The sequence below is a fragment of the Streptomyces sp. NPDC051041 genome, from assembly GCF_044456065.1.
Taxonomy (GTDB): Bacteria; Actinomycetota; Actinomycetes; order Streptomycetales; family Streptomycetaceae; genus Streptomyces; species Streptomyces glaucus.
This window is the reverse complement of sequence record NZ_JBITFM010000004.1, coordinates 218401-239251: the sequence shown is the minus strand read 5'-3', so window position 1 is coordinate 239251 and position 20851 is coordinate 218401. Positions and strand designations below refer to the sequence as shown.

Here is a 20851-nt window from a genome sequence, read left to right as displayed (position 1 = left end):
CCGGAGCGGACTCACGCGGTGGCGTCGGCCGCGCCGTCGCCGCTGCGGACGATCACCAGGAACATGTCCGTCGCGAGGTCCATGACCACCTCGGCGGGCAGGCCCTCCAGACGCCGCGCGTGCGCGAACTCCTCCGCCGGCCACGACCCGCGCGGCCCTCCGGCGGGAAAGCGTTCGAGCACCGTTCGCCCGTTCACCCTGCACCTCCCTGTAGCGCTGTCCTCGTAGAGTTAAACGTCAACCATGGGGTGAACGCCTCGCGAAGTGACAGTACTGAGACGTAGTTGACACCTGTTCACCCTCACGTGTGAGGAACGTCTCGGCTCATTGACCACTTTCCTCGCTCTCCGTGATGCGAGGGGTACTGGTCGTGGCGGTGGGTGCGCTCATTTCCCGCAGGCGTCCCGGAAGTCGGCACGGGCCCCTCGGGTTTTCCCCTCCTCCCGGGGTGCCCGCCCTGCGACGGGCGGCGCGCGCGAGGGCGGCGCGGGTCGTGCGCGGGTCGTGCGCGGGCCGGGGCACGGACCGGTGAGGGCCACGGGGACGGCCTCGGCCCGGCGGTCCGGTCGCCCGCCTGTCGGACTGCCCGCCTGTCGGACTGCCCGCCTGCCCCGCCCGGCGGTCCGCCCTTCCGGCTGCCCGCCCGGTCAGCCGCCCGCCCGGCTACCCGGCGAGCGGCGGTTCCGGCAGCCGCAGTCCCAGGCGCTCGCGCCGGTGGGCGAGCTCGTCCCGCAGTTCGGCGAGCCGCTCGACGTGCCGGGGCGTGAGCCGGCCCGTGTCGTCGAGGTGGACGGCGCAGGCGGTGGTGGTGTCGACGAGCCGTTCGAGGGTGGCGGCCACCTCGTCCGCGCCCTCGGCGTGCCGGGCGAGCGCGGGAAGCTCGGCACCGGCGAGGGCGATGGCGCCACGGGCCTCGGCGAGCGTGCGGTAGGCCTCGCGGCGCAGCCGCCAGCGGGTGGCGCGGTCGTCGGACTCGCTCAGCACGTGGACCAGGTAGGCCCGGGCGGCGCCGCCCGCCGCCGCGAGCCGGGCGCGTACGCCCCCGCCGTGCTGCCCCGGCACCGGCAGATGCCCGACGATCAGCACGATGGCGCAGGCCAGCAGCGTCTCGCCGATCCGGGCGGCGGAGGCCTGCGGCTCCCCGCCGGCCATCACCAGGGCCAGGACCAGCACGGTGACCACGGCGGTCTGGGCGGCGAAGTGCCGGGTGGCGACCGGGATGAGCGCGCCGCTGACAGCGACGAGCGCGATCAGTCCGCCCGGCCGGGGCAGCACTGCGGCGAACCCGGCGAAGAGGAGGGCCCCGAGCACGGTCCCGGCCGCGCGGCACAGCACGCGCGAGACGAGGGGCCCGAGATCGGGCTTGACCAGGAAGACGACGGTGGCGGGGAGCCAGTACCAGTGCGCGTGCAGCCCGTACCAGCGGGCGTGGTGCAGGACCTGGGCGACGGCGGCCCCGGCCCCGAAGCACAGCGCGACGCGCAGCCCGTACTCCCGCCCGGCGGCGCCGAGAACGGTGCGGGCGAGGGAGCCGAGGGACCGCCTGCGGGTGTGCAGGTCGCCGCCCGCGGCCCGGTCGAAGGCCTCCGCGGCGTGCAGGAGGGCGTCGTCGAGGGCGCGCAGGGCGGGCGCCGAGCGGGCGGGGGCGGGCAGCCGCCCGCTGTGCGTGTTGCCGCGTACCGCGGCGGCCAGACGCCGGGGCCCCGCCCAGGCGCGGGCGGGCACGGCCTCGCCCGCCCAGGCGAGCGCGGTGGCGGCCTCGGCGAGGGGCAGCGCTGCGGCGTACTGCGCGTGCAGCCGCCGCTCGGCCGCGGCGGAGGCGTACCGCCGCAGCCGGGGCCCGGCCAGCGCGTCCTGCGCGTGGTCGAGGGCGGCGGTGAGCGCGGCGCGGCGCCGGGTGGCGTCGGGCCCGCCGGCGGCGGCGAGGAGCGCGGCGATCGCGTCGTACACGCGGGCCACCGCCTCCCGCTCCCCGTCGAACCGGAAGTCGCGGGCGCGCGAGCCGGGCGTCGGCAGCGCCAGCCGCAGCGCCAGCAGCCATCCGGCTCCCGCGAGGAAGGCGAGCGCCCGTTCCCACCCGGTGTCCGGCAGCGGCATCCCGGCTCCCACGGCGGCGGCGACGAGCAGTTGCGTCCCCGCCGCGGAGGCCACGGGCCCGGCGGCGCTGACGCCGCCGCCGACGAACCCGAGCCCGGTGAACAGCAGGGTCAGCGGTACGGCTCCCATGTGCTGCCCGGCGTACGTCCCGGCGAGCAGCCCGAGGGCGCCCGCCAGCGCGGGCGCCCCGATCCGCTCGGCACAGGCCCGCCGGCCGCCCGGCCGGTCGTTGATCCCGGCGAACATGGCGGCGACGGCGGCGACGACGCCGAGGGAGGCGCGGCCGGCCAGGACGGCGACCAGGAGCAGCGGCCCGGCGGCCAGCGCCCCCCGCGTGACCGCGCTCCAGGGGACGGGTCCGCGCTGCACGCGCAGGGGGTGGGCGAGCCAGGGCGGGAGTGCGGGGGTGACGCTGCGGGACACGGGGCTCCTGTCGTCCGGTCGGGGGCGGTGACGTGCTGTCGGGCGACGGTGACCGGGCGGTGGGCTCCACCGTAGGCGCGGAAAGACAGGCGGAGGGAACGCGGCTGTTTCGCCGAGGTGACGCTCGGCCGCCGGTCGGCGCGGACCTGCCCGTGCCCCGTGACCGCGCGCCGCCGGGCACGGGCGGGGCCGCGTCGGCCGGGCGGCTCCCGGCAGGGCGGTGCGGGCGGAGCTCCGTCCGCCGCGCCGCCGCCGAAGTCCCCGGCAACCTTTCCGGTCCCGGCGGCCACTGACGGTCCGAGAGCGCGTTCCCCCGAACCACGTAAGGACCCGCCCGTGGCCTCCCCCTCCCACCGCCGCCCCCGCCGCACGCGGCGCACCGCCGTGGTCTGCGCCGTCGCCGCGGCCACCGCCGGGCTCCTCGTGTCCCTGGCCGTGGCGTTCCGCCCGGCCGGCGGGCCGGACACCGTGCGGGCCGCGGCCACGCCCGCCACCGGCACCCGGCAGAGCGTCCCGTCCGCGGCGACGGAGCCGACACCGCCCACGGCCTCCCCGGCCCCGGCCACGACGCCCGCCACCGGCGCCCCGGCACCGGCCGCGACCACCGCGTCGGCGCGGCCGTCGCCGGCCGGCGCCCCCACGCCCGCCGCGCGTCCGGCCGCCGCCGCGGCGCCGCTGGCCGGGAGGATCGAGCCCGGGGCCGTCCGCGACGGGGTCGCCACCCACTACGACGCCGACGGCGACGGGGCCTGCCTGTACGGCCCGAGCCGCGACCTCATGGTCGCGGCGATGAACACCGCCGACTACGAGACGTCCAAGGCGTGCGGGGCGTACGTGCTCGTCCGCGCGGGTAACGCCTCCGTCACGGTCCGGATCACCGACGAGTGCCCCCTGCCCTGCGCGCCCGGACAACTCGACCTCGGCAAGCAGGCCTTCGCCGAACTCGCCGATCTCTCCGCCGGCCGGATCGCGGTCACCTGGCGCCTGGTGAGCCCCGGCACGTCCGGGACGATCTCCCTCCGCTACAAGACCGGCTCCAGCAGTCACTGGTGCGGCATCCAGGCGATCGGCCACCGCAACCCGCTGGCCCGGCTGGAGGTCGGCACCGGCGGCGGCTGGCGCCGGCTGACCCGCACCGAGTACAACTACTTCCTCTCCCCCGACGGCACCGGCTGCGGCGGCCCCGTCAGGCTCACCGACATCTACGGGGAACAGCTGACCGTCGACGGCGTCCCCGTGCGGCCGGACGTCGTCCAGCCGGCCCGCGTCCAGTTCGCCCGGCACTGACGCGGTGCCGTCCGCCGGCGGCCCCGCTCCCGGCGACCGGGTCCGCGGCCGGGCGGATGCGGGGGCCGCGGGGAAGCGCGCACCTCCCGGTCAGCGCCGCCGGGCCGCCTCCACGGCCCGCCCCAGAAGCGCCCCGGCCTCGGCCACGGCCCGGGCCAGCCCCTCCGGATCGGGCGTCAGACCGCCCACGAGGGCGTCGACTTCGGCCAGCCCGGCCCGCTCGACGAGCCCCTTCTCGTTCGTCACCCACTCCCCGCGCGCCGCCAGCACCGCGTGCGCGGTCTGCGTCGCGGCCACCGCGACGGCGCCCGCGACCTGGGCGAGGGCGCCCTTCGGGGCGTGGCCGGCCTCGGCGTAGGAGAGGGTGGCGGCGGCCAGGCCGTGCCAGTGCGCGGGAGCGGACTCGCGCAGGGCCGGCGGATAGGCGGCCGGGCGGGGCAGCGCGCCCCGCAGCACCCGGTTGACGGCGAGTTCGGCGACGACCAGGTAGCTGGGGATGCCGGCCAGGTGGAACAGCAGCGGCTCGACGCGGAAGCGGCCCGCCTCCGCCTCCGCCAGTTCGTGCTCCACCACGTCGAGGTCGCGGTAGTGGACGTCGACCCGCCGCCCGTCGATCGTCAGCCACGCGCCGCCGTTGAAGACGCCGCCGCCCCAGTCGCCGATCCCCGAGACCTCGCCCTCCCAGCCGACGGCGCGCAGATCAGCGGGGTCGAAGCCGCCCCGGTAGTAGACCGCCAGGTCCCAGTCGCTGTCGGGCCGCTCGGTGCCCTGGGCGCGGGAGCCGCCGAGAGCGACGGCCCGGACGCCGGGGAGCGCGGCGAGGCGGTCGGCGACGGCGTCGAGGAAGGCGGCGTGGTCCGTGGACAAGGGCACTGTACGGCTCCGGTGTCGAGGGGGCGGCACATCGTCACCGGAAGCGTACGGCGGTGCGGCGGCGCCCCACCACCCGCTCCGCGACGCGCGGCGCACCGTGTCCGGAAACGGCCCCGGCCGCCGGCCGGGGCAGCAGGAGCCGGGCCTCCTCGGGGCGCGGGGGCGCCCGCCCGGTTCCCGTGGAGGCTCCGGCCCGTCGGCTACTCGGCGTACCGGTCCGTCGCCGCCACCAGCGCCTCCGGCACGCCCGGCTCCCCCGCGCCGTGCCGGGCGTCGTCGACGACGATCAGCTCGCTGCCGGGCCAGGCGTGGTGGAGCCGCCGGACGACGCCGAGCAGGTTGCCGAAGTCGAGACTGCCCTGCACCAGCGTGCCGGGGATGCCCCGGAGGAGGTGCGCGTCGCGCAGGACGACGCCCTCGTCGTTCCCCTCGCCGAGGAAGTGGCCGTTGCCGAAGTAGTGGGTGACCGTGCGGGCGAAGCCCAGGCGGAAGACGGGGTCCTCGTAGCGCGCCACCGAGCGCGGCGGCGCCGGGACGATCGCCGTCTCCCAGTCCGTCCAGGCCCGGGCCGCCCGTGCCCGCACCTCGGGGTCGGGCGACTCCAGCAGCCGGTTGTACGCGGCGGCGAGGTCGCCGTCGCGCTCGTCCGGGGGCAGCGCGGCGAGGAACCGTTCGAAGGCCTCCGGGAAGATCTTCCCCAGCCCTCTGGTCAGCAGCTCCACCTCCGCGGCGGAGCCGGTCGCGACCCCGGTGAGGACCAGCTCGGACACGATCCCGGGGTGCGTCTGCGCGTACCGCAGTCCCAGCGCCGACCCCCACGAGCCGCCCCACACCAGCCACCGCTCGACTCCCAGGTGGCGCCGCAGCAGCTCCAGGTCGGCCAGGAGACGGGCGGTGGTGTTGACGCTCATGTCGGTCTCGTGCGCGCTCGCGTGCGGTGTCGAACGCCCGCACCCCCGCTGGTCGAACAGCACGATCCGGTACGCCTCCGGGTCGAAGAACCTCCGGAAGTACGGCGTGCAGCCCGATCCGGGTCCGCCGTGCAGCACCACCGCGGGCTTGCCGCGCGGATTCCCGCAGGTCTCCCAGTACACGCGGTTGCCGTCACCGACGTCGAGCATGCCGTGCGCGTACGGTTCGATCTCCGGATACAGGCCCATCCGCGCAACGTAACGCTCCCGCGGCCCTCCCGTCGCGCCCTTTACGGCCGGTCCGTGGGACCGGGGGGCGGGGCCGGGGTCCCGTGGGGCAGGCCCGCCGCCCCGGCCGCCGTGCGCAGCACCTCCCGCAGCATCGCGGGGGTGAGCCGGCCCGTGAACGTGTTGCGCTGGCTGACGTGGAAGCACCCGAAGAGGTCGAGGCCGTCGAGGCGGACCCGCGCCCCGTGCGCGAAGGCGGGCCGGGGCCTCGGCACGGTCCACCCCGCCGCGGCGAAGGCGGGCAGCGCGGCCTGCCAGCCGAAGGCGCCGAGCACGACCGCGGCCCGCAGCGTGGGCCGCAGCAGCCGCAGCTCCTGCACGAGCCAGGGGCGGCAGGTGTCCCGCTCCCCGGGGGTGGGCTTGTTGGCGGGCGGGGCGCAGTGCACCGGCGCGGTGACGCGGACACCGTACAGCTCCAGGCCGTCGTCTGCGGCGACGGAGGCGGGCTGCGAGGCGAGTCCCACGTCGTGGAGCGCCTGGTACAGCACGTCCCCGGAGCGGTCCCCGGTGAACATCCGGCCCGTGCGGTTCCCGCCGTGCGCCGCCGGGGCGAGCCCGACGATCAGCAGCCGGGCGTCCGCCGGTCCGAATCCCGGCACCGGCCGGCCCCAGTACGTCCAGTCCGCGAAGGCGGCCCGCCGGGTGCGCGCCACCTCCTCGCGCCAGGCGACCAGCCGGGGACAGGCCCGGCAGTCCGCGATGCGCCGGTCGAGCCCGGCCAGCCCGGCGGGGCCGGGGGGATCGGCGGGGCCGCGGGACCCGGCGGGTCCGTGGAGTCCGGTGGCGTCCATGTCCCAACCGTAGAGCCCCGCGACGCGGCCCGGAGGGCTGCGAACGCACGGCTCGGGAGGGGGACCGCGCCCGGGCGCCGGCCGCCGGCCCGCCCCCTCCCCGCGTCCGGCCGCTCCGGGAGGGCCGCCCGGGGGCTAAGGTCGGGGGCATGGCTTCCGAGCGTGACCAGGACACAGGCGGCATGGGCGGGGACGGGACCGGCGCGGACCGGGACGGCCGGGCGGCCGGCGCCCGGGGTCCCGCCACGGCGGCGCCGGACCTCGGCGCCGGGCAGGGGACCGGTGCCGGCCGGGACTCCGGTACCGCACCGGACGCGGCCGCCGACCCCAAGGTCGCCGCCGCGGTGGCCGCCGCCGAGGCGGCCGCCCCGAAGAACGGCGAGAACGTCCGCATCGACAGCTGGATCTGGGCCGTACGCCTGGTCAAGACCCGCTCCATCGGCGCGACCGCCTGCCGGGGCGGTCACGTCCGGGTGAACGGCGAGCGCGTGAAGCCCGCGCACTCCGTACGCATCGGCGACGAGGTGCGGCTGCGGCACGAGGGCCGCGAGCGGATCGTCGTCGTCAAGCGGCTGATCCGCAAGCGGGTCGGCGCCCCGGTGGCCGCCCAGTGCTACGTCGACAACTCCCCGCCGCCCCCGCCCCGTGAGGCGGTCGCCCCGATCGGCATCCGCGACCGCGGCGCGGGCCGCCCGACCAAGCGGGACCGCCGCGAGCTGGAACGTCTGCGCGGGCTGGAGGGCATGCGGGGACCCGGGGGCCGTCCCGAAGCCCGCTGACCGCCCGCCGGCGCTCCCCCGCTCGTCCCCGGCGCGGGTCCGCGGCGAGGAGTACGTCCCGGACGGGAGCGGTGAGCGCGCCGTGTACGGGCGGGAAAGCCCCCGACCGCCCGCACGCGCCGCGGGCGCGGTCCCGGCTGAGCGTGTGGGGCTGGTCCGAACCGCCTTCGGGACGGTCGCGTTCCGTTCCCGCCGGACGGCCGGGGGCGGGCCGTCGCCTGCGGGGTGCCGCGGGTGGTCGTGACCGGCGACCCGGCCGTGGTGCTCGGGCACCCGCGCCGCCGGCCGGGCCCGGACGTCCCGTCGCACCCGCCGCCGGACCACCGCCCGTGGGAGGGCGCGGGATCGGGCGCCGGCCGGCGCTAGGAGTCGAAGCGGGCCCGCTGCAGGTACTGCGGGTTGGGGTCCAGCGCGGCGGCCAGGCGGAAGTGGCGCCGGGCCTGGTCGGGGCGTCCCTGGCGCTCGTAGGTGCGGGCGAGCGCGAAGTGCGCGAACGCGTTGTCCGGCTCCCGCTCCAGGACGATGGTGAACTCCAGCTCGGCGGGCCGGAGCTGGGCGGCGGCGAAGAAGGCCCGCGCGCGCAGCAGCCGCGCCGCGGTGTTCTCCGGGTGGGCGGCGATGACCCCGTCGAGCAGCTTCACCGCGCCCCGCGGGTCCCGCGCGGCGAGCAGTCGCTCGGCGGCGCGGAAGTCGATGACGTGCGTCTCCGGGGTGCGTCCGGTCGAACCGCTGGTCTCGGGCACGGCAGAGTCCTTCCCTTGCTGACCGGATTCAACGCCCGCGGGCAGGGGCGCTATTCCCCGGACGACCGCGCCCGGCGGACCAGCTCGGCCCAGACCTCCCGCACGCGCCGCTCCAGCCGCTCCAGCGGTACGTCGTTGTCGATCACGATGTCCGCGATCTCCCGGCGCCGCTCGCGCGTCGCCTGCGCGGCCATGCGCGCGCGTGCGTCCTCCTCGGTCATGCCGCGCAGCCGGACCAGCCGGTCGAGCTGGGTGGCGGGATCGGCGTCGACGACGACCACGACGTCGTACAGCGGCGCCAGGCCGTTCTCCGTGAGGAGCGGGACGTCGTGGACGACGACGGCGTCCTCGGCGGCGGCCTGTTCCAGCTCGCGGGAGCGGGCGCCCACCAGGGGGTGCACGATCGAGTTCAGGACGGCCAGCTTCTCCGGGTCGGAGAACACGATCGAGCCCAGCCGGGGCCGGTCCAGGCTGCCGTCCCCGGCGAGCACCTCCTCGCCGAAGGCGTCGACGACCGCGGCGAGACCGGGCGTGCCCGGTGCCACGACCTCGCGTGCGATGCGGTCCGCGTCGATCAGCACGGCTCCGCACTCCACGAGCAGCCGCGACACCTCGCTCTTGCCGGCGCCGATCCCGCCGGTCAGGCCCACCTTCAGCATGGACGGAAGCTTAGGGCCCGGCGCCGGCCGGGCGTCCGGCGGGACCGGGCCGGCCGGGAGGCCGCCGGTCCCCCGGCTCGGGGGGCTAGTTGTCGCCCTCCCGCTCCGCCAGGAACTTCTCGAACTCCCGTCCGATCTCGTCCGCGGAGGGGATGTCGACGGGCTCGGCGAGCATGTTGCCCCGGGTCTCGGCCCCGGCGGCGGCGTCGTACTGGTGCTCCAGGCCCTGGACGAGCGCGGTGAGCTCCTCGTCCCCCTCCCGGATCTGCCGCTCGATCTCCAGCTGCGTGCGGTACGCGTCGGTGCGCAGCGCGTGCGCGATGCCGGGCAGGACCAGGCCGGTGGCCGCCGTGATGGCCTCCAGGACGGTCAGCGCCGCGTCCGGGTAGGGGGAGCGGGCGATGTAGTGCGGCACGTGCGCCGCGACGCCCAGGACGTCGTGTCCGGCCTCCATCAGCCGGTACTCGACGAGGGACTCGGCGCTGCCGGGCACCTGCGCCTCCTCGAAGGGGCTGCGGTGCCCCGGGACGAGGTCGGTGCGGTTGCCGTGGGGGGTGAGGCCGACGGGGCGGGTGTGCGGCACGCCCATGGGGATGCCGTGGAAGTTCACGGACAGGCGGACGCCGAGCCGCTGGACGATCTGCTGGGCGGCCGCGGCGAACCGCTCCCACTCCACGTCCGGTTCGGGTCCGGACAGCAGCAGGAAGGGCGCTCCGGTGGCGTCCTGGACGAGCCGCACCTCGATGGCGGGCTCCTCGTAGCCGGTCCAGCGGTCGCGCTTGAAGGTGAGCAGCGGGCGACGCGCACGGTAGTCCACGAGCCGGTCGTGGTCGAATCGGGCGACGACCTGGTGGGGCAGCGAGTCGAGCATCCGGTCGACGATCTGGTCGCCGGTCTCACCCGCGTCGATGTATCCGTCGAAGTGGTAGAGCATGACAAGTCCGGCCGATTCCTGGGCGAGCGCCATGTCGACGACGGCAAGCCCCTTCGGCTCCCATGCGTACAAACCCTGCGGATCAAGCACTGTGACCGCTCCTCCTCTTGTTCGTACCGCACAACATGATCAGGGGCGCGGGCATTCCCCTCCCACGCCCCTGATCAGGCTCTCCCCACCCGCGTTTCCCGCGTCGCCGCGGTGTGTGACGGATCGCGGCGACCGCACGCGCAGGCGGGGGGACGCGGCCCTGGTCCTGCCGCGGACACCGGCGGACGCGGACACGCCGAGGGCCCGTACCCCACGTGGGGTACGGGCCCTCGGTCATCGACCGGACCTCAGCGGCTGAGGCTCCCTGCGGAGGGGATCAGCTCTGGCCGCCGGCCAGCTTCTCGCGCAGCGCGGCCAGCGCCTCGTCCGAGGCCAGGGCGCCGGAGCTGTCGCCGCCCTCGGAGGAGTACGAACCGCCGGACGCGGCCGGAGCGGCGGCCTCGCCACCCTCGGCAGCGGCCTGGGCGTCCGCCTCGCGGGACTTGATGACCTGCGCCTGGTGCTGCTCGAAGCGGGCCTGCGCCTCGGCGTACTGGCGCTCCCACTCCTCGCGCTGCTTCTCGTAGCCCGGCAGCCAGTCGTTGGTCTCCGGGTCGAAGCCCTCGGGGTAGATGTAGTTGCCCTGGTCGTCGTAGGACGCGGCCATGCCGTACAGGGTCGGGTCGAACTCGACAGCGGTCGGGTCGGCACCGAAGGACTCGTTGGCCTGCTTCAGGGACAGCGAGATCCGGCGACGCTCCAGGTCGATGTCGATGACCTTGACGAAGATCTCGTCGTTGACCTGGACGACCTGCTCCGGGATCTCCACGTGGCGCTCGGCCAGCTCGGAGATGTGGACCAGACCCTCGATGCCCTCGTCCACGCGGACGAACGCACCGAACGGAACCAGCTTCGTGACCTTGCCGGGCACGACCTGGCCGATCTGGTGGGTGCGGGCGAACTGCTGCCACGGGTCTTCCTGGGTCGCCTTCAGCGACAGGGAGACGCGCTCGCGGTCCATGTCGACGTCGAGGACCTCGACGGTGACCTCCTGGCCCACCTCGACGACCTCGGACGGGTGGTCGATGTGCTTCCAGGACAGCTCGGAGACGTGGACCAGACCGTCGACGCCACCCAGGTCCACGAAGGCACCGAAGTTGACGATGGAGGACACGACACCAGACCGCACCTGGCCCTTCTGGAGGGTGGTGAGGAAGGTCTGGCGGACCTCGGACTGGGTCTGCTCCAGCCAGGCACGGCGGGACAGGACCACGTTGTTGCGGTTCTTGTCCAGCTCGATGATCTTCGCCTCGAGCTCCTTGCCCACGTAGGGCTGGAGGTCGCGGACGCGGCGCATCTCGACCAGGGAGGCCGGCAGGAAGCCGCGGAGGCCGATGTCGAGGATGAGACCACCCTTGACGACCTCGATGACGGTACCGGTGACGATGCCGTCCTCTTCCTTGATCTTCTCGATGGTGCCCCAGGCACGCTCGTACTGGGCGCGCTTCTTCGAGAGGATCAGGCGGCCTTCCTTGTCCTCCTTCTGGAGGACCAGGGCCTCGATCTCGTCGCCGACGGCGACGACCTCGTTCGGGTCGACGTCGTGCTTGATCGAGAGCTCGCGGCTCGGGATGACACCTTCGGTCTTGTAACCGATGTCGAGCAGGACCTCGTCCCGGTCGACCTTCACGATGACGCCGTCGACGATGTCGCCGTCGTTGAAGTACTTGATCGTCTCGTCGATCGCTGCGAGGAACGCTTCCTCGTTACCGATGTCGTTGACCGCTACCTGCGGGGTGGAAGCGGTGGTCTCGGTGCTGCTCGTCATGTGGAAAAGGGCTCCGGTACGGACATTGAAGTCGTAGGTACTGCTCACGCTGGAGCCCGTTTCGCTCTGCAGAAGCCGGACAGCCAAGGAAGCGCCTCACCAGAGAACTGGTGATGGCGCCTCGACAACCGAGGGGACATACAACAGATGCGAGCGCAGCCTGCTACGTCTGAGGTGCGCAGGCCCGCAGCGCAACTTGTAGCATACGGGGGCAGCCGGGCGGGGTCAATGCGCGAAGCCGCACACCCGGGGCGGATCCCCGCATAACCGGCACAGAGTCTGCCGACCGGGGCCACCCGAACGCGCGATGCCCCTTTTGCGACCCCCGTCGCGGCGGGTCGGACGGAAGAGTACGACGAGGGAGCCGATCATCCAAGAGCCCGAAGCGCCCGAACCGGAGGCCACCCGGCGCGCCGCCGACGTCGCGGAGAGCGCCCGGGCCAACCGGGGCTGGTGGGACCGCAACGCGGACGAGTACCAGATCGAGCACGGCACCTTCCTCGGCGACGACCGCTTCGTGTGGGGCCCGGAGGGGCTGGACGAGGCGGAGGCCGGGCTGCTCGGCCCGCCGGAGGAGCTGAAGGGCCGCGACGTCCTGGAGATCGGCGCGGGCGCGGCCCAGTGCTCGCGCTGGCTCGCCGGCCGGGGCGCGCGCCCGGTGGCCCTGGACATCTCGCACCGGCAGCTGCAGCACGCGCTGCGCATCGGCGGGTCGTTCCCGCTGGTGTGCGCCGACGCGGGGGCGCTGCCCTTCGCGGACGGCTCCTTCGACCTGGCGTGCTCGGCGTACGGGGCGCTGCCGTTCGTGGCGGATCCGCGGCTGGTGCTGCGGGAGGTGCGCCGGGTGCTGCGGCCGGGCGGGCGCTTCGTGTTCTCGGTCACCCATCCGATCCGCTGGGCGTTCCCGGACGAGCCGGGACCCGAGGGACTGACGGTGTCCGCCTCCTACTTCGACCGCACGCCCTACGTCGAGCAGGACGAGCGGGGCCGCGCGGTGTACGTCGAGCACCACCGGACCCTGGGCGACCGGGTGCGGGACGTCGTGGCCTGCGGCTTCCGGCTGGTGGACCTGGTGGAGCCGGAGTGGCCCGCCTGGAACACCGCCGAGTGGGGCGGCTGGTCGCCGCTGCGCGGGACCCTGATCCCGGGGACCGCGATCTTCGTGTGCGAGCGGGACTGACCCCGGTGCACGAGCGGGACCGGCCTCCGTCCGCGCGCGGGGCCGGAGGGACCCGCGCGCGGGCGGGCGGGTCCGGGGGACGTACGACACTGGGGGCGTGATCCGTTACGACGTCCTGGACGCCCTGCCCGTACGCGCTGCCCTGCCCGCTCTGGACGACGCCCTGGAGACGCACGGCACCGCCGTCCTCGTCGCGCCGCCCGGTACCGGCAAGACGACCCTGGTGCCCCTGGCCCTGGCGGGGCTGCTCGGCGAGGGGCCCGCGCGGCGGGTGGTCGTCGCCGAGCCGCGGCGGATCGCGGCGCGGGCGGCGGCCCGGCGGATGGCGTGGCTGCTGGGCGAGCAGGCCGGCGACAGCGTCGGGTACACCGTGCGCGGGGAGCGGGTCGTCGGGCGGCGCACGCGCGTGGAGGTGGTCACCACGGGCGTGCTGCTGCAGCGGCTGCAGCGGGACCAGGAGCTGGCCGGCGTCGACGTGGTGGTGCTCGACGAGTGCCACGAGCGGCACCTGGACGCGGACACGGCGGCGGCGTTCCTGTGGGACGTCCGCCAGTTGCTGCGGCCGGGGCTGCGCCTGGTGGCGGCCTCCGCGACGACCGACGCCGAGGGGTGGGCGCGGCTGCTGGGCGGGGCGCCGGTGGTCGAGGCGCGCGGGGCCGCGTACGAGGTGGAGGTGGTCTGGGCGCCGCCGCGGCGCCCCTCCCCCGCTCCCGCCCGGGCGGGGGGCGCTCCCGGGGCGTCGCACGGCCCGGGGGCCGATCCGGCGCTGCTGGCGCACGTGGCGTCGGTGGTGCGGCGGGCGCTGGCCGAGCGGGCGGGGGACGTGCTGTGCTTCCTGCCGGGGGTCGGTGAGATCGCGCGGGTGGCGGGGCTGCTCGGGGACCTGGAGGGCGTGGAGGTGCTCCAGGTGCACGGGCGGGCGCCGGCGGCCGTGCAGGACGCGGTGCTGACGCCCGGGCGGCGGCGCCGGGTGGTGCTGGCGACCTCCGTGGCCGAGTCGTCGCTGACGGTCCCGGGGGTGCGGGTGGTCGTGGACTCGGGGCTGGCGCGGGAGCCGCGGGTGGACCACGCGCGCGGGCTGAGCACGCTGACGACCGTGCGGGCCTCGCGGGCGGCGGCGCGGCAGCGGGCGGGGCGGGCCGGGCGCGAGGCGCCGGGTGTGGTGTACCGCTGCTGGTCTCAGGCGGAGGACGCCCGGCTGCCGCGGTTCCCGTCCCCGGAGATCAAGGTGGCCGATCTGACGGCGTTCGCGCTGCAGGCGGCGTGCTGGGGCGATCCGGAGGCGTCCGGGCTGGCGCTGCTGGATCCGCCGCCGGGCGGGGCGATGGCGGCGGCGCGGTCGGTGCTGGCGGCGGTGGGGGCGGTCGACTCCGCCGGGCGGGTCACGGAGCGGGGGGCGGTCCTCGCGCGGCTGGGGCTGCATCCCCGCCTGGGGCGGGCGCTGCTGGACGCGGCGCCGCTGGTGGGCGCGGAGCGGGCCGCCGAGGTGGTCGCCCTGCTGAGCGAGGAGGCGCCCCGGGAGTACGGGGACGACCTGGCGTCCGCCCTGCGGGCCGCGCGGCGCGGGGGCGACGCCTATGCCGCGCGGTGGCGGGCGGAGGTGCGCAGGCTGCGGGCCGTCGCCGGGGAGGCGGTCCGGGCGCACGGCGGCTCCGGCGGGGCCGGCCTGCCGGAGGACGGGGCCGTCGGGCTGGTCGCCGCGCTCGCCTTCCCCGAGCGGGTCGCCAGGGCCGACGGCGGCTCGTGTCTGATGGTGTCCGGGACCCGGGCCGAGGTCGGTGAGGGGAGCGGGCTGCGCGGGGCGCCCTGGATCGCCGTCGCCGTGGCCGACCGGCCCGCCGGCGGGCGGCACGCGCGCGTGCGGCTGGGCGCGGCCGTCGACGAGGGGATCGCCCGGCGTGCCGCGGGGGCGCTGCTGACGGAGCGGGACGAGGTCCACTGGGGCGACGGGGACGTGGTGGCCCGGCGGGTCGAGCGGCTGGGGGCCGTGGAGCTGGCGGTGCGCCCGCTGCGGGACGCCGATCCCGGTCTCGTGCGCGCCGCGCTCGTCGAGGGGCTGCGGCGGGAGGGGTTCGGGCTGTTGCGGTGGTCGCCGCGGGCCGGTGTGGTGCGGCAGCGGCTCGCGTTTCTGCGGCGGCACCTGGGGGAGCCCTGGCCGGACGTCTCCGACGACGCGCTGCACGCGCGGCTGGCGGAGTGGCTGGAGCCGGAGCTGAGCCGGGCCCGGCGGCGGGCGGACCTGGCGCGGATCGACGCCGGGGAGGCGCTCGGGCGGCTGCTGCCCTGGGCCTCGGGGCAGGCGGCGCGGTTCGACGAGCTCGCCCCGGAGCGGATCACCGTACCCAGCGGGTCCAGGGTCCGGATCGACTACTCCGATCCCGAGCGGCCCGTGCTCGCGGTGAAGCTGCAGGAGATGTTCGGGCTCCGGGAGTCGCCCGCGGTCGCCGGGGTGCCCCTCCTGGTCCATCTCCTCTCCCCCGCCGGCCGGCCCGCCGCCGTCACCGCCGATCTGGCCTCCTTCTGGAGGGACGGCTACCGGGCGGTGCGGGCCGAGCTGCGCGGGCGGTATCCGAAGCACCCGTGGCCCGAGGACCCGGCGAGCGCCGAGCCGACGCGGCACACCACCGCGCGGCTCGGGCGGTGACGGGTTCCCGTCCGGGCCTTCCGCGCGCGAAGCGGCGGGAGGGGGAGACGGCGCCCGTACGGCGGCGGCGCTCCTCCGGGCGGAGGAGCGCCGCCGTGTCGTACGAGCGTCACGCGCCGGGGCTCGCCGACGGGCCGGCGCCTGCGGAGGGGCTGGTGGCGGGGCTGGGGGACGCCTCGGCCGCCGCCACGGTCAGCGGGACGTCGAGCGTGGCCCCGCCCGCGGTGGTGAGGCGGAGGACGAACGTGCCGGCGGTGTCGTCCGCGTACAGCTCGGGCAGCGTCAGCAGGCCGTCGGCGTCGGTCCGCAGGCCCGTCAGGGTGCGTACGGGTGCGCCGGCGGCGTCCTTGAAGTAGGGGCCCTTGTCGTTCTCGGCCGGGTCGGACGCCGACTTGACGAGGGTCGCCGTGACGGCGACCCGGCCGGCGGCGGCGCCCCGGTACGTGGCCCGCACCGCGACCCGGTCCGCGAACTCGCCGCCCGCGGTGCAGGTCAGGGCGGCGTCGTCGGTCCGGGTGAGGGTGTCGGCGACACGCTCGGTGACGGTCGCCGCGTAGTCGACGGTGGCGACCGCGCGGCCGACGACGGTGGCGCGGACCGTGAAGCCGCCGGTCTTCTCGCCGGCCCGCAGGACGGGCGCGACGGCCACGCCGGAGGCGTCGGTGAGGACCGTGGCGACGCGCTCGCCGCCGGTGAAGACGGCGTCGGTGTCACCGACGATCGTGAAGCGGATCCGCACCTTGGCGACGGCCTTGCCGCTCCCGGTCTCGGCGCGGGCGCCGATCCGCTCGGCGAACGCGGCGCCCGCCGTCGCGGTGAGCTCGGCGGCGCCGGCGTGCTCCAGGTGGTCCACCGTGTCGGTGGGGGTGGCGGGCGGCGAGGCCGGGGGCTGCGACGGGGACGGGCCGGGGTTCTGGGAGCCGCCGTCGCCGCCGGGCGGGGTGCTCGGCGGGGTGGTGTCCTCCGGCGGCGTGGAAGGCGACCCGGTCCCGCCGTCGCCGGAAGCGGAACCGGTGCCGGTGCCGGAACCGGTGCCGGAAGCTGCATTGGAGCCGGAGCCGGAAGCTGCATTGGAGCCGGTGCCGGTGGTGTCGCTGCGGTTGACCGGGATCGTGCCGGTGCCGTCGGGGACCTCGTGCGTGCCCTTGCGGTAGTACTCCAGCCACGACAGGACCGTGTTCAGGTAGTCCCGGGAGTTGTTGTAGCTGAGGATCGCGCGGTCGAGGTCGGCCTGGACGGACAGGTCCCAGCCGTTGCGGCACAGGTAGTGGCCGGCCGCGAGCGCCGCGTCGTAGATGTTGTTGGGGTCCTTCTTGCCGTCGCCGTTGCCGTCGCGGCCCGCCCACTCCCAGGTGGACGGGATGAACTGCATGGGGCCGACGGCCTGGTCGTAGCTGCTGTTGTCGTCGTAGGCGCCGTTGTCGGTGTCCTTGATGAGCGCGAAGCCGTTGCCGTCGAGCTGCGGACCGAGGATCGGGCTCAGCGTGTTGCCCTCCGCGTCGACCCGGCCGCCGCGGGCCTGACCCGACTCCACCTTGCCGATGGCGGCGAGGAGTTCCCAGGGCAGGTTGCAGCCCGGCTTGGCGGAGCGCAGCGCCGCCGCGGCCCGCTGGTAGGCGTCGAGGACGGTGGCGGGGATGCCCGCCTCCGCCGCGCCCCGGGCGACGGGGGTGCCCGCGGTCGGCGAGGGGCTCGGGCTGTTGAGCGGCGGCAGGTCCGTGTAGTACGGGGAGTTGCCGGTCGCGCTGCCGTCGGCGTTCGCCTCGGGTGAGGGCGTGGCATCGGTGGTGGACTGTCTGCCGAGGCCGTCGACCGTCGCCCCCGGAGCCTGGGACGCGGACAGGGCCGCGACCGCCAACGCGGCCACGGCTGTGGTTGCCGCTCCCTTGCGCAGCCTCCTGCCGAATTGCGCCGCCATAGAGTGAACCCCTCCTGTGGGCGCCCGAGCGCCCGTCCGCGTCTGCTGTGCTCGCCCTGGTGTGACGATCGGCCGGCGCCACTGGTTGCCCTCGCGGCGCGTCTGCCTGCGTTGTTCACTTGTCGTCGGCACGCGGCCGTTCCCTCGGCCCGCCTGCCCGGCCGGGACCCCGCCATGCCGACCCAGGCGACCCTACGACAACTTCCTTCGCCCGGACACCCGTTCGCGCCCGATTTTCACCGGTTGGCCATACGGCGTCGTCGCACCGGCCCTGCCCCGCGCCGAGGGCGCCCGATCGTCCGAGCCGGCCCCCGGCCAACACCCGGCGCGGGCAGCCGGGTTGCCGTTCCCCGAGTCGCGCGGCGGCCGCGCTGCCCGCCGCGCGCACCGCCGGGACCGGGCGGGGGGCAGGCGCCCCCCGCTCGCCGCACCGGCCGAGAACCCGAGCGCATCCGGCACGTCCGTACGCCCGTGCGGTCGGTGCGTCCGGCGCGTCCGGTGCGGGGGCTTCGGGCCGGCACGCCGGGAGCGCGCACCGGCCCCGCCGCTCCCCGGCGCGCGGGCGGCGCCTGCCGGGACGCTAGTGGGCCGCCGACTCCCAGTCCGGGCCGGCGCCCACCGAGACGCCCAGGGGGACGCGGAGGCGGACGGCGCCGGCCATCTCGCGGCGGACGAGTTCCTCCGCCGCCTCGCGCTCGCCGGGGGCGATCTCCAGGACGATCTCGTCGTGCACCTGGAGCAGCATGCGGGACTTCAGGTCCGCTTCCCGCAGCGCCCGGTCCACGTTGAGCATGGCGATCTTGACGATGTCGGCCGCCGTGCCCTGGATCGGGGCGTTCAGCGCCATGCGCTCGGCCGTCTCGCGGCGCTGACGGTTGTCGCTGTTCAGATCGGGCAGGTAGCGGCGGCGGCCGAAGAGGGTCTCCGTGTAGCCCGTCGCCCGCGCCTCGTCGACGACCCGGCGCAGATAGTCCCGTACGCCGCCGAAGCGCTCGAAGTACGCGTCCATCAGGGCACGCGCCTCGGCCGCCTCGATGTTCAGCTGCTGGGACAGGCCGAAGGCCGACAGCCCGTACGCCAGGCCGTACGACATCGCCTTGATCTTGCGGCGCATCTCGGCGTCCACCGCGGCGGGCTCGACCGAGAAGACCTGGGCGGCCGCCGTGGTGTGCAGGTCCTCGCCCGAGGTGAAGGCCTCGATCAGGCCCTCGTCCTCGGACAGGTGGGCCATCACGCGCAGCTCGATCTGGCTGTAGTCCGCCGTCATCAGGCACTCGAAGCCCTCGCCGACCACGAAGCCGCGGCGGATCGCCCGGCCCTCGTCCGTGCGCACCGGGATGTTCTGCAGGTTCGGGTCGGTCGAGGACAGCCGGCCGGTGGCGGCGACCGTCTGGTTGAACGTGGTGTGGATACGGCCGTCCGCGGCGATCGTCTTGATCAGGCCCTCGACGGTGACGCGCAGCTTCGCCTGCTCACGGTGGCGGAGCATGATCACCGGCAGTTCGTTGTCCGTCCGGGTGGCCAGCCACGCCAGGGCGTCGGCGTCCGTGGTGTAGCCGGTCTTGGTCTTCTTCGTCCTCGGCAGGCCCAGCTCGCCGAAGAGGACCTCCTGGAGCTGCTTGGGCGAGCCCAGGTTGAACTCGTGCCCGGCCGCCGCGTGCGCCTCCTTCACCGCCTGCTGCACCGCGCCGGCGAACATCCGCTCCATGGCCTGCAGGTGGGTGCGGTCGGCCGCGATGCCGTGCCGCTCCATCCGGGCCAGCAGCGCGGACGTCGGCAGCTCCACGTCGCGCAGCAGGTCCGCGGCGCCGACCTCCCGCAGGCGGCTCTCGAAGGCCTGGCCCAGGTCGAGGACGGCGCGGGCCTGCCTCATCAGCGTCTCGGCCTCGGCGCCGTCGTCCGCGCCGAAGGCGAGCTGGCCGTCGGCCGCGGCGGGGGCCAGCTCCCGGTGCAGGTACTCCAGGGACAGCGCCTCCAGGTCGAAGGAGCGGCGGCCCGGCTTGACCAGGTAGGCGGCGAGCGCGGTGTCCATGGTGACGCCCTCGACGCGCCAGCCGTGCTCGGCGAAGACCCGCATCGCGCCCTTGGCGTCGTGGAAGACCTTCGGCCTGCCGTCGTCGGCCAGCCAGGACGCGAACGCCCTCTCGTCGGTCTCGTCCAGCTGGGACGGGTCGAACCAGGCGGCCGGTCCCTCGGGCGCGGCCAGCGCGATCTCGGCGACCGAGCCGGTGCCGAGCGCCCAGGTGTCGACCGTGGCCACGCCGAGGACCTGGGTGCCGTGCTCGGCCAGCCAGCCGGCCAGCTCTCCGGTGCCGAGCACCGTGCCGTCCAGCTCCACGCCGTCCGCCTCGACCGGCGCGGACTCGGTCTCCCCGGCGCCGGGGTCGACGGCGAAGAGCCGCTCGCGCAGGGAGGGATTCCTGATCTCCAGGGTGTCCAGCACCAGCGCGACGGCCTTGCGGTCGTACGGCACCCGCTCCAGGTCCGTGACCGTCTTGGGCAGCTGGACCTGCCGCTCCAGCTCGGTGAGCCGGCGGTTGAGCTTGACGGCCTCCAGGTGGTCGCGGAGGTTCTGTCCGGCCTTGCCCTTGACCTCGTCGGCGCGCGCGACCAGCTCGGCGAAGGAACCGAACTGGTTGATCCACTTCGCGGCGGTCTTCTCGCCGACCCCCGGGATGCCCGGCAGGTTGTCGGACGGGTCGCCGCGCAGGGCCGCGAAGTCGGGGTACTGGGCGGGCGTCAGTCCGTACTTCTCGACGACCTTCTCCGGGGTGAACCGGGTCAGCTCCGAGACGCCCTTCGTCGGGTACAGCACCGTGACCTGGTCGCTGACCAGCTGGAAGGAGTCGCGGTCACCGGTGACGATCAGCACCTCGAAGCCCGCGGCCTCGGCCTGGGTGGCGAGCGTGGCGATGATGTCGTCCGCCTCGTACCCCTCGACGGCGAAGCGGGAGACGTGCATCGCGTCGAGCAGCTCGCCGATCAGCTCGACCTGGCCCTTGAACTCGTCCGGGGTCTTGGAGCGGTTCGCCTTGTACTCCGTGAACTCCTCGGACCGCCAGGTCCTGCGGGAGACGTCGAACGCCACCGCGAAGTGCGTGGGGGACTCGTCACGCAGCGTGTTCGCCAGCATCGACGCGAAGCCGTAGATCGCGTTCGTCGGCTGGCCCGTCGCGGTCGTGAAGTTCTCCGCGGGCAGCGCGAAGAACGCGCGGTAGGCCAGCGAGTGCCCGTCCATGAGCATCAGGCGCGGGCGGCCGCCGGGGGTGGTGTCGGTCTTCTTCGATGCTGTTTCTGCCACGCCCCCGATCCTGCCACGAGCCGCTGACAGTCGGCCGCCATCCGGGTCCGGTCGGCCCGGCACCGCCGGTCCGGGTTCGTCGTGACCGGTCACCGGCGTGGCGGGGAATCGCCCGAGGACCGGATGGCCTCCGGCGGCGGGAGCGGCTCCGCACGGCAGGGGTCC

At 75.7% G+C, this 20851-nt stretch carries 15 protein-coding genes; 4 read left to right on the top strand and 11 right to left on the bottom strand.

Features of this window, described 5'->3' with window-relative positions; translation table 11 throughout:
• Window positions 1–11: 11 nt before the first annotated feature.
• Together ACIBAI_RS09725 and ACIBAI_RS09720 are read right to left on the bottom strand one after the other, a co-directional pair.
• Window positions 12–197 carry a hypothetical protein gene (locus ACIBAI_RS09725; RefSeq protein WP_399032579.1) on the bottom strand — a complete coding sequence of 62 codons (186 nt, stop codon included), beginning with the start codon at window positions 195–197 and terminating at the stop codon, window positions 12–14.
• A 466-nt stretch (window positions 198–663) separates the two neighbouring features.
• Complete coding sequence (locus ACIBAI_RS09720; RefSeq protein ID WP_399032577.1) at window positions 664–2520, bottom strand: FUSC family protein; 1857 nt, start codon at window positions 2518–2520, stop codon at window positions 664–666.
• A 336-nt stretch (window positions 2521–2856) separates the two neighbouring features.
• Here ACIBAI_RS09720 and ACIBAI_RS09715 point away from each other — a divergent pair, with 336 nt between their 5' ends.
• Window positions 2857–3807, top strand: coding sequence for an expansin EXLX1 family cellulose-binding protein (locus ACIBAI_RS09715; protein WP_399032575.1), 951 nt, complete (start codon window positions 2857–2859; stop codon window positions 3805–3807).
• Window positions 3808–3897: 90 nt separating this feature from the next.
• Here ACIBAI_RS09715 and ACIBAI_RS09710 read toward each other — a convergent pair whose 3' ends face one another.
• From ACIBAI_RS09710 to ACIBAI_RS09700, 3 genes are all read right to left on the bottom strand, one after another.
• Complete coding sequence (locus ACIBAI_RS09710; RefSeq protein ID WP_399032573.1) at window positions 3898–4680, bottom strand: nucleotidyltransferase family protein; 783 nt, start codon at window positions 4678–4680, stop codon at window positions 3898–3900.
• Between the two features lie 200 nt (window positions 4681–4880).
• On the bottom strand, window positions 4881–5840 hold the full coding sequence (gene pip / locus ACIBAI_RS09705) for a prolyl aminopeptidase (RefSeq protein ID WP_399032571.1): 960 nt from the start codon (window positions 5838–5840) through the stop codon (window positions 4881–4883).
• 41 nt (window positions 5841–5881) lie between these two features.
• Window positions 5882–6670, bottom strand: a complete 789-nt coding sequence (locus tag ACIBAI_RS09700) for a uracil-DNA glycosylase (RefSeq protein ID WP_399032569.1) — start codon at window positions 6668–6670, stop codon at window positions 5882–5884.
• 149 nt (window positions 6671–6819) lie between these two features.
• Between ACIBAI_RS09700 and ACIBAI_RS09695 the strand changes: the two genes are divergently transcribed.
• Window positions 6820–7449 (top strand): RNA-binding S4 domain-containing protein, encoded by a 630-nt coding sequence (locus ACIBAI_RS09695; protein ID WP_399032567.1) that lies wholly within the window; start codon window positions 6820–6822, stop codon window positions 7447–7449.
• 362 nt (window positions 7450–7811) lie between these two features.
• Here the strand turns inward: ACIBAI_RS09695 and ACIBAI_RS09690 are convergent, their stop codons facing one another.
• From ACIBAI_RS09690 to rpsA, 4 genes are all read right to left on the bottom strand, one after another.
• Window positions 7812–8192 (bottom strand): tetratricopeptide repeat protein, encoded by a 381-nt coding sequence (locus ACIBAI_RS09690; RefSeq protein ID WP_344600989.1) that lies wholly within the window; start codon window positions 8190–8192, stop codon window positions 7812–7814.
• A 50-nt stretch (window positions 8193–8242) separates the two neighbouring features.
• Complete coding sequence (gene coaE, locus ACIBAI_RS09685; RefSeq protein WP_399032565.1) at window positions 8243–8851, bottom strand: dephospho-CoA kinase; 609 nt, start codon at window positions 8849–8851, stop codon at window positions 8243–8245.
• An 85-nt stretch (window positions 8852–8936) separates the two neighbouring features.
• Window positions 8937–9875, bottom strand: a complete 939-nt coding sequence (locus tag ACIBAI_RS09680; protein WP_399032563.1) for a PAC2 family protein — start codon at window positions 9873–9875, stop codon at window positions 8937–8939.
• 277 nt (window positions 9876–10152) lie between these two features.
• On the bottom strand, window positions 10153–11643 hold the full coding sequence (rpsA, locus tag ACIBAI_RS09675; RefSeq protein ID WP_344600994.1) for a 30S ribosomal protein S1: 1491 nt from the start codon (window positions 11641–11643) through the stop codon (window positions 10153–10155).
• A 307-nt stretch (window positions 11644–11950) separates the two neighbouring features.
• Here rpsA and ACIBAI_RS09670 point away from each other — a divergent pair, with 307 nt between their 5' ends.
• Together ACIBAI_RS09670 and hrpB are read left to right on the top strand one after the other, a co-directional pair.
• Complete coding sequence (locus tag ACIBAI_RS09670; protein WP_399032560.1) at window positions 11951–12823, top strand: class I SAM-dependent methyltransferase; 873 nt, start codon at window positions 11951–11953, stop codon at window positions 12821–12823.
• A 97-nt stretch (window positions 12824–12920) separates the two neighbouring features.
• Window positions 12921–15467, top strand: a complete 2547-nt coding sequence (gene hrpB / locus ACIBAI_RS09665; protein WP_399032558.1) for an ATP-dependent helicase HrpB — start codon at window positions 12921–12923, stop codon at window positions 15465–15467.
• A 109-nt stretch (window positions 15468–15576) separates the two neighbouring features.
• On the opposite strand, the gene ACIBAI_RS09660 is transcribed toward hrpB, so the two are convergent.
• Together ACIBAI_RS09660 and polA are read right to left on the bottom strand one after the other, a co-directional pair.
• Window positions 15577–17385: a lytic murein transglycosylase gene (locus ACIBAI_RS09660; protein ID WP_399032556.1), complete on the bottom strand. Its 1809-nt coding sequence runs from the start codon at window positions 17383–17385 to the stop codon at window positions 15577–15579.
• Between the two features lie 580 nt (window positions 17386–17965).
• On the bottom strand, window positions 17966–20686 hold the full coding sequence (polA, locus tag ACIBAI_RS09655) for a DNA polymerase I (RefSeq protein WP_399032554.1): 2721 nt from the start codon (window positions 20684–20686) through the stop codon (window positions 17966–17968).
• Between the last annotated feature and the right edge of the window lie 165 nt (window positions 20687–20851).

Excerpts from the sequence above, each read along its gene's own strand:
- ACIBAI_RS09695 (WP_399032567.1), top strand. The coding sequence starts at position 6,820 with ATGGCTTCCGAGCGTGACCAGGACACAGGCGGCATGGGCGGGGACGGG.
- coaE (WP_399032565.1), bottom strand. The coding sequence starts at position 8,851 with ATGCTGAAGGTGGGCCTGACCGGCGGGATCGGCGCCGGCAAGAGCGAG.
- pip (WP_399032571.1), bottom strand. The coding sequence starts at position 5,840 with ATGGGCCTGTATCCGGAGATCGAACCGTACGCGCACGGCATGCTCGAC.
- rpsA (WP_344600994.1), bottom strand. The coding sequence starts at position 11,643 with ATGACGAGCAGCACCGAGACCACCGCTTCCACCCCGCAGGTAGCGGTC.
- ACIBAI_RS09670 (WP_399032560.1), top strand. The coding sequence starts at position 11,951 with ATGCCCCTTTTGCGACCCCCGTCGCGGCGGGTCGGACGGAAGAGTACG.
- ACIBAI_RS09660 (WP_399032556.1), bottom strand. The coding sequence starts at position 17,385 with ATGGCGGCGCAATTCGGCAGGAGGCTGCGCAAGGGAGCGGCAACCACA.
- ACIBAI_RS09700 (WP_399032569.1), bottom strand. The coding sequence starts at position 6,670 with ATGGACGCCACCGGACTCCACGGACCCGCCGGGTCCCGCGGCCCCGCC.